We start from the raw sequence: 14,347 nt of genomic DNA, 5'->3' as shown, positions 1-14,347 counted from the left end.
AGGCGCAGCCGGGGGGCAAAGCCCCCCTCCGCACGCGGCCCCTACTCTGCCGCGTCCCGTGCTGGTGCGCCCTCGCCATAAGGCACGTTCACACCGCCATATCGGCGGACCCGCAGATTGCATTGTTCGGCATGGCCCACGAACCCTTCGAGCATACACAGGCGCGAGCCATAGGCGCCGATCTCTGCTGCCGCTTCGTCTGTTGTGACCTTCTGGTACGAATGGGTCTTGAGGAACTTGCCGACCCACAGACCGCCCGTATAGCGCCCCGCCTTTTTGGTGGGCAGGGTGTGATTGGTGCCGATCACCTTGTCGCCATTGGCCACGTTCGTGCGGGGTCCAAGGAACAGCGCGCCGTAGCAGGTCATATTGTCGAGGAACCAGTCATCGCGGTCGGTCATCACCTGCACGTGCTCGCTGGCGACATCATCTGCCACCTGCAACATCTCGTCATAGGTGTCACACAGGATCACCTCGCCGTAGTCCTCCCACGATTTTGACGCCGTGTCGGCGGTGGGCAGGATTTTCAGGATGCGCTCGATCTCGGTCAGCGTTTCCTCGGCCAGTTTGCGCGAGTTGGTCAGCAGGACGGCGGGCGAGTTGTATCCGTGTTCCGCCTGTCCCAACAAATCAGTGGCGCACATTTCGGCATCCACCGTCTCGTCCGCGATCACCATCGTCTCGGTCGGCCCTGCAAAGAGGTCGATGCCCACGCGACCGAAGAGTTGGCGCTTGGCCTCCGCCACAAAAGCGTTGCCGGGACCAACCAGCATGTGGACGGGGTCAATTGTCTCGGTCCCGATGGCCATGGCTCCCACGGCCTGAATGCCGCCCAGCACATAGATTTCATGCGCGCCGCCCAGATGCATCGCCGCGATCACCGCAGGGTTGGGCTTGCCCTGCCAGGGCGGGGTTGCCGCAATGATCCGGGGCACGCCCGCCACGCTTGCCGTGGCCACGGACATATGCGCCGAGGCCACCATGGGAAACTTGCCGCCGGGCACATAGCAGCCCACGGATTGCACAGGGATGTTCTTGTGACCAAGAATAACGCCGGGCATTGTCTCAACCTCGATGTCGAGCATCGAGTCCCGCTGCGCCTGGGCAAAGTCACGGACCTGCTGTTGCGCAAACTTGATGTCCTCCAGCTCGCGCGGGGTCAGTTCTGCGATCAGGGCGTCGATCTCGCCTTGGCTCAGGCGGAAACTGTCGGGGCTGTATTTGTCGAACTTTTCGCTCAATTCGCGGACAGCCACATCGCCGCGCGACTCGATATCGCTCAAAGTTGCCTCGACGGCGGCGCGCACCTTGGCGTCGTCTTCGGCCCGTTCGGCCTCGGACTTGGCGGTCTTCAGATATTCAATCGTCATTGTCTCACCTCAATTGTCGGGGCGCGGCGGGGTCCGGACGCCACGGTCAAACGCTTCCCAGCCCATCCCGTCGAATACATCGACGCCGAGTTGGGCCAGAACGTGGGGGAAATCGACCATCACATAATTGTCCGTGATGCGCCCGTCCTCCACCTTCCAGAAATCCATGTAACGGATCTCGATCCGCTTGCCGGTGGGGGCCACTTGCATGAACTGACCGCTATGCGTGGCCTCTTGACGGCCGAAAGCGGCGGCCCATTCCCCCATATAGAGCCGCGCTTCGTCTACGCAGACTTTGTCGGAAAAGGCGGCCTGAAACGGGCGCTGCCAGTTGTCCTGAAACTCTTGCAGCCCGTTTTTGGTGCCACAGCCGGTGTTCCCCATCCAGCGAAATGTCTCGGCGAAGAACTGGCCGATGTCGTCAATCCGGTGGTCGTTGAGACCATCCACCATCCCCTCGATCACCGCGCGGGTCTCGTCCGTTTTGGACATGTCGGTGGCGCGGGTCAGGACCGCTTGTTCCGGGCGGGAACCTTTCATGTGTCGTGCATCCTTTGTTCAGATGTCGGAACCGGGGCGCTGCCCCGGACCCCGTGGTATTTTCAGTCAGAAGAAACCATCACCCCTTGACCGCACCCGCCGTCAGGCCGGAGACGATCTGGCGCTGGAAGACCATCACCAGCAAGAAGAGCGGCGCGGTGATGGAGACGGCGGCGGCAACGGCTTCGACCTGATCCGTGGTGGTGGTTTCGCGGTTAAAGTAGCCCGCGATGGCCGGGACCATCGTCTGGTTCTGCGCATCCAGCAGCAGCGAGGTGACAAGAAAGTCGTTGTAACCCAACAGGAAGCTGAACAGCCCCGTGGTGATTACACCGGGCCACATCACCGGCATGATCACGCGGCGGAACGCCTGAAAATGCGAACAGCCATCGACACGGGCGGCTTCGTCCAGTTCGGCGGGAATGTTCTGGAAGAACGAGCGCAGCATCCAGATGGTGAAGGGCTGGTTGATCGAAACCAGCACCGCGATCACCGCCCAGGGTTGACCGTAGAGTGTCGGGCTGAGTTCGCCAAATATGGGGCGCAGGATTTCCGCCGAATTGATGAACCACGGCAGGTAGCCTGCCACCAGCACCGAGTGCGGCAACGCGCGAAAGATCAGCGCGAGGATCAGCAGCCAGAAGGCGAGGTTCGAGCCGGACCGTGCCAGCCCGTAGCCCGCCAGTGTACCAACCGTCAGTGAGATCGTGACCACGCCTGCCGTCACGATCATGGAGTTCATGAAGTTGCGGTAGAACTCGTTCTCGCCCCACACGGCCACGTAATGTTCGGTTGTGAGCCCAAGAACAGGTGTCCCCAGCGGACCAAGGATGCTGTTGATGATATCGAACACTGGCGGCAAGACGCCGAAGAACAGGATCACGAACACGATCCCGTAAACCGCGGCCCCCACAAGCCAGCCCACCACGATCAGACCTGGCGGTGTGAAACGTTCCACCAATCTGGGCAGTCCCGTAAACGCCCAGCGGATGGCAAAGAACAGGAACGCCAGACCGAGGATGATATCCGGCACGCTCAACCCGTTGCCCGTCGCACGGGTGACGGGGCCGAGGATCACATTGAGCGGGTTGGCGTCGAACGCGTCGCGGGGTGACTTGAAGCTCATCACCGCGATCCAGACGATCGGGAAAGCGGCGAGCAGGCACCAGAAGGCGAGGAACGCGCCGGATGCAACCTTGAGCGACAGTGGCTGTGCGGTGGCCTTTGACATCAGTGGGCCCCTCCCTTGTGGTCGCGCCATGTGCGGCGCAGCGGCAGGATCAGCAGGATCACGATACCGATCATGGTGAGCATAGCGCTGGCCGAGGCGCGGCTGACCGCGCGATTGCCAGCATCATCCGGTACGAGGAAGTCGTAAGTCAGCCATTGCAGCGAGATGACGTGCGCCTGACTGCGGAAGCCCACGATCTCTTCGAACACGCGGTAACAGTCCATCAGGTGAATGAGCGCGATAAAGATGATCAGCGGCATCAGGTGCGGCACGATCACATAGCGCAGCCGCTCGAACCGGGATGCGCCGTCGATGATCGCGCTTTCCAGCGTGTCCATGTTCACGGTTTGCAGGCCCGCGTAGAAGATCACAAAGGCGAACGGGGCCACATGCCAGACGCGATAGAAATACATCAAAAGCTCGATCGTCCAGGCTTGGGCGAACATCGCGATGTCCTGCCCCGTCCAGCGTTCCAGCGCCGCCGTCAGGATGCCGTCTCCCACAAACAGCCAGTAGATCGACAGCGATCCGATCACAGGCGTGATGATGAACGGCAGGAGCGAAATGAAAATGACCGGGCCGCGTAAGGACTTGGCGGCGTTGTTCACCGCAAGTGCGATAGCGAGGCCCACACCAATGACCAGCGGCAGCGTGATCAACGTGAACATCAGCGTGAACCGCAACGCCTTCCAGAAATCGATCTGCCAGATATCGCCAAAGTTGGCGCTGCCGATGGCGGCCCAGACCTTGTCCATCTGAAGCACGTTGCGATAGCTTTGCAGGCCGACCCATTCGGTGGTGGTCAGCGTCTTGCCCGTTGCCTCGTCTATGATGGGAATTGTCTTGAGTTCGGTCGTGCAGGTCTGTGTGAGGAAACCCGGTGTACAGGTTTCGACCTCGACCTGTTGCAGGACGGGCTGGGTAATCTGGAAGCTTTGCAGGAACACCGAAACCAGCGGGGCCGCGATGAATAGAAGCATCATAAAGACCGACGGGGCCACGAACCAGAAGAAGGTCTTGAACTTCATGCTGCGTTCCTTGTTGCTGCGGCGGCCACATGGCCGCCGATCTGCCAGCCGATCATTATCGACGGGGCATTTGTGTTGGCGGTGGTGATGCGCGGCATGACGCTGGCATCTGCAACCCAGAGGTTTTGCGTGCCCGTGACGGCGCCCTTCTCATCCAGCGGACCACCCAGAGCGAGCGTGCCCACCGGGTGGTAAGCGGTGCCTGCGCGGGCGCGGATAATGCTGCGCAGGGCGTCGCCTGTGGTGGCCGCGCACGGAAAGGCTTCGGGGGCACGGCGGGTTCCAAAATCGGCTGTGGCGAGGATTTCGCGCAGGCGTGTGACGCCCTTGACCATCATGTCAAGGTCGTGGTCATCGCCGAACAGGTTCAGGTCGATGAGCGGCGCGTAGGGGTCGTGACCGATACGCAATTGTCCGCGCGACCGCGGCTGACACAGGCACACATCGGCAAAGTAACCCGCTCCCCAGATAATGCTGCGGCTTTGCCAGCCCATCAGGAACGGCAGGAAATGGGTCTGGACGTCGGGCGCATCATCCCCGGACACGCTGTAGAATGCGCCAGCTTCGACAGTGTTGGAACTAAGCCGACCGGAGCGGTTCAGCAACCATTGCAGCGGTGACAGCGCCCAAGCGGGCAGTTGGGCCAGTGTCAGGCCGTAGCCCGACCCTGCCCCTTTGAAATGCAGGCCAAAGCCGGGGTGGTCATGCAAGTTTGCGCCCACAAGGGGGGCATCCACGCGCACGTCGATGCCTGACACGCGCAGATCATTGCCCGGACCGATGCCCGACCGCATCAGGATCATCGGGCTTTCTATGCTGCCTGCGGACAACACGACACCTGCGCGGGCGCAAAGCCTGCGCCCGTCTCGCAATTGCACACCCGTCGCGCGGGCGCCGTCAAAGGTCACCTGTGCAACCTCGGCCCCGGTCAACACAGTGGCACCGGACGGGCGCAGGAACCCGTCGGCGGCAGACCAGCGCGCGGCATCCCGCATATTGCAGTGAAAGACGCCTGCACTTTGCCGTTCGGGCGATGGCGGTGCGCCGGGATCATTGGCAGGAAAGACACGGCCAAAGGTTTCGGACAATGGATGCGGATGTGGCAACCGGGCGGGCGTCATGCGCGCCTCTACCGCGTCGAATGCACGCCACACCGTCGCGCTGTCCCATCCGGGCAGATTCCACGCGTCGAAATCCGCGCGGCAGCCGCGGAACCAGACCATCGAATTGATTGAACCGGACCCACCCAGCATCTTGCCACGCGGCACCGGAACTTTGCGCCCCCCCACAGACGCCATGGCGACCGTTTCGCGTTTCCAGTTTCGGGTGTCAGACCGCATCAGATTGACCAATCCAAACGGCACCTTGACCCGGATGTCCCGGTCACTGGGGCCTGCTTCGATCACAAGCACGGATGCGCCCGGTCGTTCAGCAAGGCGCGCGGCCACCGCGCACCCGGCAGAGCCACCGCCCACCACAATATGATCGAATTCCGATTGCATCTGTCCCCCGGTTGGTTGGGCTGGCCGGGTCTGCCCCGGCCAGCCCGATTGGATTTACTCCAGCACGCCAGCTTCTTTGGCGGCTGTGGTGTAGGATTCGTCGATGGCCACCAAAGTCGCCGCCGCATCACGCTCGCCCGTCAGGAACGCAGGCAGTTCGTTGCCCAATGCCGTGTGCAACAGACCCATCTGTGTGGTCGACGGATAAGGCGGAGGCGCGGGGTTGGCGGTTGCGGTTGCAATCGCACCCTTGGCCAGATCGCCCGGCACATAGCCATCCACCAGCCAGATCGCCGCCTCGTTGGCGCTTGTCACCATGTCCTTGTCGAGCCCTTCCATCGCCAGACGGAAGGCGGCATCCGCCTCGGCGTCGGTGATGTTCGACGCGATCACGATACCGTCCCACCACAACGTCGTGGCCGGTGCACCGCCGTCCATGGCGACGGGCGCTGCGGACATCGCAACCTTGCCCACCACTTGGCTTTCGTTCTCGTCATTCATCGCGCCGGCACGGCTGGCCCACAGGTTCGCCATGGCGATCTTGCCCTGCTGGAACTGCTGCTGCACGTATGTGGAGTCGCTGACCAGAACCTCTGGATCGGTGTATTCCAGCGTCTTTTTCATGGTCGCAAGCGCTTTCATGCCCGCGTCTGAATTCACCGCTGTGGTGTTGTCATCGTTAAAGAATGTGCCGCCGAAACCAGGGTACATGTTCACGAATTCCTGCGCCAGGTTCCAGCCGGATTTCATCGTTGCACCGATCGGGTGATCGACAACGCCTGCCTCTTTGATCTTGTCTGCGGCGGCAAACACCTCGTCCCATGTTGTGGGTGTGTCGATGCCCAGATCGGCAAGAATGTCAGAGCGGTACATCAGGTGCTGCGTGTTCACCATCATCGCCACGGCCATGATCTTGCCATCCACGCGGATCAGTTGGTTCGGCGTCAGGTTCTCACCATATTTTGCAACCAGATCGTCCAGCGGACGGATGGTGCCCGCATTCAGCAGCGGCGTAATTGTCCCGTTAGACACCCCACCGATATGATAGAGCGAGGGGTTTGCCTCGAATGCGGCGGGTTGCTTGGTGCGGAATTCCTGATCCAGCTCAGCTTGGAAGTTGCCACATTCGGCCATGGCGTCCGTGACAGCCTTCCACGCCTCAAAACCTGCGCTCAGCGATTTCAACGGCACGTCGTTTTCGTAGGAACACGCGGCGAAAGCCGTGCTGCCCAGGAGCGAGATCGCGCCCGCCAGTGCCAGTTTCTTCAGATACATTTGCAAACTCCCTGTTGCGTTTGGTGCCAGTGCATCTTGCAAGCCTGCACTGGCTTGGATTGGGCAGCCCCCAAGGGCCGCCGGTTCCTCAGGCGATACGTTCGCCGGAGGAGGATGAGAATGCGTGGCAGATGCCCGCAGGAACGGTGAACGAAACGGTGTCGCCAATCTCGGCCCGGTATTCCTTGTGGGCTTTGATCGACACCAACTGGCCGCCAGCGCGCACCGTCAGCATGGTGGCGTCACCCAACAGCTCGATCGTGTAGATCGGTGCGGTGATCTGGCCACCGGCGTCGGCCACGGCGGCGTCTTCGGCACGAAAACCCAAAGTGACGGGACCGTCTGGCCCCTCAAGCCCGGAGATCGAAACATTGTCGCCCGTGAACGTACCGCTCTGCATCTGGCCGTCCATCAGGTTCATCGCCGGAGAGCCGATAAAGCTGGCCACAAATGTGTTGGCGGGCCGGTCGTAGATATCTGTGGGCGTGCCCACCTGCTGGACCTTGCCCTGCTTCATGACGACAACCCGGTCGGCAAGCGTCATCGCTTCGATCTGGTCATGGGTCACATAGACGGTGGTCACCTTTAGCTCGTGGCTGAGGTTTTTGATCTGCGCGCGGGTCGAGACGCGCAGTTTGGCATCAAGGTTCGACAGCGGTTCATCCATCAGGAACACATTAGGCTCCCGCACGATGGCACGGGCAAGCGCCACGCGCTGGCGCTGACCACCGGACAACTCGGCGGGTTTACGGTGCAGAAACTCGTCCAGTTCCACCATGGCAGAGGCGCGGCGCACACGTTCATCGTGGCTGGCCGGATCAACCTTGCGCACCTTGAGCGGGAAACGGATGTTTTCGTAGACGTTCAGGTGCGGGTAAAGACCGTAGGACTGGAACACCATCGCCACGTCGCGGTCCTTGGGGTCGAGGTCGTTGACCCGCTTACCGTCGATCACGATATCGCCATCGGTCGCGTCCTCAAGACCGGCAATCATCCGCATCGTCGTGGTCTTGCCGCAACCGGACGGGCCCAGCAAAACGAGGAATTCCTGATCGGCGATGGTCAGGTCGAAATTGTCGACCCCGACGAAGTTGCCCCACCGCTTGTTGATATTGCGTAGCTGAATTTCGGCCATGGCGTCCCCCTGATCCCTTAACGGTACGGGCGAGGTTGCCGCTGAGGCAAGACATTTTTGCACACGTGTGCAATTTTGCGGTCAAGCCGCCTAGCTGTGCATCTGGCCTACTTGAAATCGCCTTGATTTCAGGCACTTCGCGCAACCGTTCCACGTGCACACCGGGTTGGGCGACGATGCTTGGTCGGAAACCTTGCCGGTTTCCGACATAGCCTGCGCGCTAGAAAAACGCCTGAAGGCCGGTTTGCGCGCGCCCGAGAATCAGCGCGTGAACGTCATGCGTGCCCTCATAAGTGTTCACCGTCTCAAGGTTCATCAGGTGCCGCATCACTTGGTACGCACCGTCAATTCCGTTGCCCCCGTGCATGTCACGAGCATGGCGCGCGATCTCCAGCGCTTTGCCGCAATTGTTGCGCTTGACGATGGAAATCATCTCGGGGGCGGCCTCTGCTGCGTCCATCAGGCGTCCCACCTGCAAGGAGGCTTGCAGGCCCAGCGCAATTTCCGTCTGCATGTCTGCCAGCTTTTTCTGGAACAGTTGCGTCTGCGCCAGCGGCTTGCCAAACTGCTTGCGGTCGAGGCCGTATTGCCGGGCTGCGTGCCAGCAGAACTCCGCCGCGCCCATCGCACCCCACGAGATGCCGTAGCGCGCCCGGTTCAGACAGCCAAACGGCCCCTTCAGACCCTCGACATCCGGCAGCAATGCTTCCTCGCCCACTGTCACGTCCTGCATCACGATCTCGCCCGTGATGGAGGCGCGCAAAGACAGCTTGCCTTCGATCTTGGGCGCGGACAGGCCGGCCATCCCCTTTTCCAGAACGAAACCGCGGATTTTGCCACCATGGGCCTCGGACTTGGCCCAAACCACGAACACGTCCGCGATTGGTGCGTTTGAAATCCACATTTTGGCGCCGTTCAGCACATAGCCATCATCGGTCTTTTTCGCCGTGGTCTTCATTCCCGCCGGGTCCGATCCTGCTTCGGGTTCGGTCAGCCCGAAACAGCCGATCCATTCACCCGAGGCAAGCTTGGGCAAGTATTTGCGCCGCTGCGCTTCGGAGCCGTAGGCATAGATCGGATAGATCACGAGGCTCGCCTGCACCGACATCATCGACCGGTAGCCGCTGTCGATCCGCTCAACCTCGCGGGCGACGAGACCGTAGGCCACATAGGACCCGCCCAGACCGCCATACTCTTCGGGCAGGGTCACGGCGAGCAGTCCCATATCGCCCATCTCCCGGAATATGTCGGGGTCCGTCGTCTCATTCGCGAACGCGTCGACGACACGCGGGGCGAGCTTTTCATTGGCGTAGGCGGCGGCAGAGGCTTGGATCATCCGCTCGTCCTCGGTCAGCTGCGCTGCGAGGCGGAACGGGTCGGACCAGTCGAAATGGCCCAGATCAGGCGCGTCTTTGGGCTTCAGGATCTTGGATTCGGCATTCATGGCGTCAGTCCCCTTGCGCGGCAGCAGTCACATTTGCGCGCAGGGTAGCGGCCCGGCGGCAATGTGCAATGCCCCCGCAATGCTTTGCATTGAGGCAAAGCATCGCGGCTGCGCCCCGTTTCCGCCCCATTTCCGCCCAAATCGCCCGGCATAAGACACTCATATGATTCTGTCTCAGGGGTGGGGCTGAAGATATATAGGAGTGCTGCCATGAAGCGCGCAATTTTCACCGGAACGGTCGTGACCGCTCTCATCTTTGCCACAACTGCGATGGCGGCGGAGCACAATATCCTGATCCTGCCCGACACGTATTTCCCGGAAACCACCTATCTCAACCCGGGTGACACGGTGAAATTCATCAACATCTCGGGTGACGAGCACACGATCATCGCCGCAAACGAGGCATGGACCATCGGCCCGCTTGATGCGGAGGAGGAATACTCCATGGTCGTCGATTCCGAGATTGAACGCACCTTCCACAATGCGAACGCGATCAACTCCGACGGCACCTATGCTGTGACCGGCGACATCAGCTTTGACGCGTCGCCGGTAAACTGATCCCTGCGCGCTAATCGTCGTTCGGATCGATCAGCGCGGGACCAGAGGCGCGGTTTGAATTGACCGCCCGCGACACACGGTGCCATTGCAAGGCATCATCCGGGGCTGCACGCATCAGGCGCGCGGCCCCTTTGCCCTGCTCTCCCAGCCACAGACCGACATCCTCGGGCTCAAGCACCACCGGCATCCGGTGGTGGATCGCCGACATTGGCGTGTTGGCCGCCGTCGTGACAATGGCCGCCGTACGCATCCGCGCACCTTCGTCGCCCTTGGCCACCCAGCTTTGCCAAACGGCGGCAAAGGCCAGAGGCGCGCCATCTGACCGTGTGATATACCATGGCAAGCGCACATCCCCGTCCCGCGTCCATTCGTAAAATCCCGACGCCACAATCACAGCCCGCCGTTCGCGGCACGCCGCCCGGAATGCAGGTTTTTCCGCAATCGTTTCAGCGCGTGCATTGATCAGCAACGGACCGTCATTGGGGGCCTTATACCAATGCGGCAGAAACCCCCAACGCATCGGACCCAAGTGCCGCGTGCCGTCTTTAGACCGGACCACATGGACCGCATTTGTCGGGCACACATTGTAATTGGGCACATCGGGCAGGTCATTCGCGGGCGTCGCGTTGAACAGCTGCGCCATCGCATCATTGGGCAATGTCACCGAAAATCGTCCACACATAACGCGACCCTAGCGCAAAGCCCAAAACGACGTAAGGCGGGCCGAGGCCCGCCCTACGCATACGCTTCTCAACAGCGCTTATTTCACGGTGATACGACCGTCGGTATAGGGCGTGAACGGCCCCTGAGCGGCCAGGTATTCGGCCAGCACATCTGCCAGGTCGGGACCGAAATCATACGCATTTTCAGCGGTTGTGAACATGCCGTAGCCGTCACCGCCATTGCGCACATAGTTGTTGGACACGACACCATAGACCTTGGCCGGATCGATGGGCGCGCCGCCCACCATCACGTCGCTGACCCGTTCACCCACAGGCTTGGACGCGTCAAAGGCATAGGTCAGCCCTGCCACTTGCGGGAACCGGCCCTTGACCTCTTCGATCTGGCTCACTCCGTTTTCCAGCGCGTCGATCATGGTCTGACCTGACACTTGGAAGGTGGACAGCGTGTTCTGGAACGGCAGCACGGTCAGCACTTCGCCCATCGTCACCTCACCGGAATCGATGGAGGCCCGGATACCACCGCCGTTCTGGATGGCGATCTCGATCCCCTGATCCTTGACCCGGTCCAGCATGGCATCGGCAATAAGCGACCCCATGGGGCATTCCTGCACCCGGCAGACCGACCGGTCGCCTTCGATGGCTTCTGCCGCTTCTGCGACGACTCGCGTCTTCATCTCTTCGATGGGCGCGCCCATCTCGGCGATGCGTTCGATGAACGCAGCGTTTGGCTCGACCGAAGCATCGAGGATCATCGGGTCGCCCGAGGCCGCTGTCACATTGCCCGCGTCGTCAAAGGTCACGGTCAGGTGGCCGAGATACTTGGTATAGGCATAGGCCTGTGCCACCGCTGCATCGCCAACCATCGTCGGGTAGGCAGGCGTGCCGTCATCGTCGTTTGACATGAGTGTGTGGCTGTGCCCGCCAATTACGACGTCGATGCCATCCACCGCCTCCGCGATATCCAGATCCTTGGACAGACCCACGTGGTTCAGCGCGATGATGATATCGACACCCTCGCCTTGCAGCGTGGCGACATCCGCCTGCAGCGCCTCAATCTCGTCCTGAAAGACGACATTCGGACCCGGGCTGGACGTTTCGACCGTGTCAGTCGCTAGGGCCGAGATCACGCCGATCTTCTTGCCGCCAACCTCAAGCACGACGTGGTTTTCGACCTTGCCGTTAAGCGTCGCTTCGCCAGACAGATCGAGATTGCCCGAGATGACCGGAAAGCTCACTTTTTCGATGAAATCCGCCAGGCCCTGCGGGCCGTCATCGAATTCGTGGTTGCCCACGGCCATAGCATCATAGCCCATCTGTTCCATGAACTCGGCTTCGGCAGCGCCCTTATACGTGGTGTAGAACAGCGAGCCCTGAAACGGGTCGCCCGCGTCCAACACCACAACGTTCTGGTTGTCCAACTGCGCTTTCTTGGCGTCGATGGCAGATTTCACACGTGCGACACCGCCAAAGCATTTGCCCTCAGCTTCGCCTTCCGCGTCGCAGGTCGAATCGTATTTGTTGATCGACTCGATCCGGCTGTGCATGTCGTTGGTGTGCAGGATGTGCAGCGTGTATTCTGCCGACGCCATGCCAGCGCTCAATGCCAGTGCAGCCGTTCCCATCAGAAATCGGGTCATTTGGTATCTCCCCTATTGGTTATGCCAGTATCGTGACAACAATCTGCGTCACGAGTCAAAGAGGTTCCTTACGGAAACCGGACGACAAAACCGTGACAGCGCGCCCTTGACCAGCGCGTGGGCAATCGGCATCACGACGCCATGCTGATTTACAAGATTTTCCGTGCGCCCGAATGGGCCGCATTGCGCAAAAACGGGACAACGCCGGGCGCTCCGATCGACGTGGCCGACGGGTACGTGCACTTTTCCACCGCCGCACAGGCATCAGAGACGGCGGCCAAGCATTTTGCCGGTCAGGACGATCTGTTTCTGATCGCGGTTGAGGCTGACAGTTTGGGCGATGCGCTGAAATGGGAGGTGTCGCGCGATGATGCGCTCTTTCCACATCTCTATCGTGAGATGCGGCTGGAGGACGTGCATTGGGCGCAACCCCTGCCCGTTGTTGACGGCACGCATCAGTTTCCGGCGGGCGCAGGTTTCGCATGAGCCATATCGACCCGACCCGCGCCCAGTTTGACGCGTTCAAAGGGTTGGACCGCGACCACCCTGTCGAAATGCTGAACCTCGTCGCCTTCAACGATCTGGCGAATTATCCCGGTGATCACGAGCTTGCCCGCGACGGGCTGACCGGTGCACAGGCCTATGCGCTTTATGGCAAACACTCCGGCCCGGTATTGGCCCGCGTTGGCGGGTCGATCCTGTGGCGCGGCGGGTATCAGGCGACGCTGATCGGGCCTGCGGACGAGGCTTGGGATGCCATGTTCATTGCGCGCTATCCAACCGCGCACGCCTTTCTCGCCATGGTGTCGGACCCGGATTACCAGCGCGCGGTTGTCCACCGTCAAGCGGCTGTGCGCACCTCGCGGCTGATCCGCTGCGCGCCTCAATCGGGCGGAGAGCGTTTTGCATGAAACGAATGCTGGAACAAATCGGCACGCGCGCCCTGCGCCACCTTGACCCCGAAACGGCCCACAGCGTCGCGCTTCGGGCGCTGAATGCCGGTCTCGCCGCCCAGCCCGGCCCGGTGACCAGCAATCGGCTGCGCACATCCGTGGCCGGTCTCGATTTGCCCAACCCGGTGGGGCTTGCCGCCGGGTTCGACAAGAACGCAACCGCGATCGCGCCGCTGTCACGCGCGGGCTTTGGCTGGATTGAGGTCGGGGCCGCCACCCCCCTGCCCCAACCGGGCAACCCCAAACCAAGGCTCTTCCGCCTGAGCGAGGACCGGGCAGCCATCAACCGCTTTGGTTTTAACAATGACGGGATGGAGGCGATTGCGCACCGCCTCGCCCAGCGGCCCAAGGGCGTGCCCGTAGGCCTCAACCTCGGTGCCAACAAGGACAGCGCCAACCGGGCCGAAGACTTTGCCCGCGTGTTGCAGCATTGCGCACCGCATATCGATTTTGCGACCGTCAACGTCTCCAGCCCCAACACCGAAAAACTGCGCGACCTGCAAGGGCCGATGGCGCTCGCAGCGCTGCTGGATGGTGTGATGCAGATGCGCGGCACTGTGCCCGTTTTTCTCAAGATCGCACCGGACCTCACTGATCAAGACCTCGCCGATATCGCGAAGGTCGCCGAAGATGCGCGGATCGCGGCCATCATTGCCACCAACACCACGCTGGACCGTCATGGCCTCGCCAGCAGGCACGCCAATGAAAAAGGCGGTCTGTCCGGACAGCCGCTCTTTGACAAATCAACTCAGGTGCTTGCGAAATTGCACCGGCTCACCGCTGTCCCGCTCATTGGCGTGGGCGGTATCGCCACTGCGGATCAGGCCTATGCCAAGATCAAGGCGGGTGCCTGCGCGGTCCAGCTTTATACCGGCCTTGTCTACGGAGGCCTCAGTCTCGCTGCGGATATCGCCCAAGGGCTTGATACGCTTCTGGCCCATGACGGATATGCCAACGTGTCCGACGCCGTTGGCCGCGACGCCCGATGATC

At 61.3% G+C, this 14,347-nt stretch carries 14 protein-coding genes; 4 read left to right on the top strand and 10 right to left on the bottom strand.

The window, feature by feature from the left end; translation table 11 throughout:
- Positions 1-41 precede the first annotated feature (41 nt).
- The 8 genes from hisD to Q1A85_RS16040 all read right to left on the bottom strand — a co-directional run bounded on the left by hisD (position 42) and on the right by Q1A85_RS16040 (position 9,525).
- Positions 42-1,370, bottom strand: a complete 1,329-nt coding sequence (hisD, locus tag Q1A85_RS16075; protein ID WP_299691638.1) for a histidinol dehydrogenase — start codon at positions 1,368-1,370, stop codon at positions 42-44.
- Positions 1,371-1,379: 9 nt separating this feature from the next.
- Positions 1,380-1,910, bottom strand: a complete 531-nt coding sequence (locus tag Q1A85_RS16070; protein WP_299691636.1) for an ester cyclase — start codon at positions 1,908-1,910, stop codon at positions 1,380-1,382.
- Between the two features lie 79 nt (positions 1,911-1,989).
- Positions 1,990-3,141: a carbohydrate ABC transporter permease gene (locus Q1A85_RS16065; RefSeq protein WP_299691633.1), complete on the bottom strand. Its 1,152-nt coding sequence runs from the start codon at positions 3,139-3,141 to the stop codon at positions 1,990-1,992.
- Positions 3,141-4,169 (bottom strand): sugar ABC transporter permease, encoded by a 1,029-nt coding sequence (locus Q1A85_RS16060; protein WP_299691630.1) that lies wholly within the window; start codon positions 4,167-4,169, stop codon positions 3,141-3,143. Before Q1A85_RS16060 ends, Q1A85_RS16065 begins: the two co-directional genes overlap by 1 nt.
- Positions 4,166-5,671 carry a GMC family oxidoreductase N-terminal domain-containing protein gene (locus tag Q1A85_RS16055; RefSeq protein WP_299691627.1) on the bottom strand — a complete coding sequence of 502 codons (1,506 nt, stop codon included), beginning with the start codon at positions 5,669-5,671 and terminating at the stop codon, positions 4,166-4,168. The genes Q1A85_RS16060 and Q1A85_RS16055 overlap by 4 nt, the downstream gene beginning before the upstream one ends.
- A 54-nt stretch (positions 5,672-5,725) precedes the next feature.
- Positions 5,726-6,946, bottom strand: coding sequence for an extracellular solute-binding protein (locus Q1A85_RS16050; RefSeq protein WP_299691623.1), 1,221 nt, complete (start codon positions 6,944-6,946; stop codon positions 5,726-5,728).
- Positions 6,947-7,034: 88 nt separating this feature from the next.
- A complete protein-coding gene (ugpC, locus tag Q1A85_RS16045; RefSeq protein ID WP_299691620.1) occupies positions 7,035-8,081 on the bottom strand; it encodes a sn-glycerol-3-phosphate ABC transporter ATP-binding protein UgpC in 1,047 nt (348 codons plus the stop codon).
- A 220-nt stretch (positions 8,082-8,301) separates the two neighbouring features.
- Positions 8,302-9,525, bottom strand: a complete 1,224-nt coding sequence (locus Q1A85_RS16040) for an acyl-CoA dehydrogenase (RefSeq protein WP_299691617.1) — start codon at positions 9,523-9,525, stop codon at positions 8,302-8,304.
- A gap of 210 nt (positions 9,526-9,735) precedes the next feature.
- Between Q1A85_RS16040 and Q1A85_RS16035 the strand changes: the two genes are divergently transcribed.
- Positions 9,736-10,083 carry a hypothetical protein gene (locus Q1A85_RS16035; protein ID WP_299691614.1) on the top strand — a complete coding sequence of 116 codons (348 nt, stop codon included), beginning with the start codon at positions 9,736-9,738 and terminating at the stop codon, positions 10,081-10,083.
- Positions 10,084-10,093: 10 nt separating this feature from the next.
- Here Q1A85_RS16035 and Q1A85_RS16030 read toward each other — a convergent pair whose 3' ends face one another.
- Both Q1A85_RS16030 and Q1A85_RS16025 read right to left on the bottom strand, forming a co-directional pair.
- Positions 10,094-10,765, bottom strand: a complete 672-nt coding sequence (locus Q1A85_RS16030; protein ID WP_299691611.1) for an SOS response-associated peptidase — start codon at positions 10,763-10,765, stop codon at positions 10,094-10,096.
- 78 nt (positions 10,766-10,843) lie between these two features.
- On the bottom strand, positions 10,844-12,403 hold the full coding sequence (locus Q1A85_RS16025) for a 5'-nucleotidase C-terminal domain-containing protein (RefSeq protein ID WP_299691609.1): 1,560 nt from the start codon (positions 12,401-12,403) through the stop codon (positions 10,844-10,846).
- A 141-nt stretch (positions 12,404-12,544) separates the two neighbouring features.
- Here Q1A85_RS16025 and Q1A85_RS16020 point away from each other — a divergent pair, with 141 nt between their 5' ends.
- Genes Q1A85_RS16020 through Q1A85_RS16010 form a run of 3 tightly spaced genes read left to right on the top strand, consistent with a single transcriptional unit; the run spans position 12,545 to position 14,345 of the window.
- The gene (locus Q1A85_RS16020; protein WP_299691607.1) at positions 12,545-12,889 is read left to right on the top strand and encodes a DUF952 domain-containing protein; all 345 of its coding nucleotides are present in this window, start codon (positions 12,545-12,547) and stop codon (positions 12,887-12,889) included.
- Entirely contained in the window at positions 12,886-13,314 is a 429-nt protein-coding gene (locus Q1A85_RS16015) for a DUF1330 domain-containing protein (protein WP_299691604.1), read from the top strand. The genes Q1A85_RS16020 and Q1A85_RS16015 overlap by 4 nt, the downstream gene beginning before the upstream one ends.
- Positions 13,311-14,345 (top strand): quinone-dependent dihydroorotate dehydrogenase, encoded by a 1,035-nt coding sequence (locus Q1A85_RS16010; protein WP_299691602.1) that lies wholly within the window; start codon positions 13,311-13,313, stop codon positions 14,343-14,345. The genes Q1A85_RS16015 and Q1A85_RS16010 overlap by 4 nt, the downstream gene beginning before the upstream one ends.
- Positions 14,346-14,347 lie beyond the last annotated feature (2 nt).

This window comes from uncultured Tateyamaria sp. (genome assembly GCF_947503385.1).
Lineage (GTDB): Bacteria > Pseudomonadota > Alphaproteobacteria > Rhodobacterales > Rhodobacteraceae > Tateyamaria.
The sequence above is the reverse complement of the archived record's forward strand: the minus strand, read 5'-3'. Positions and strand labels throughout refer to the sequence as shown.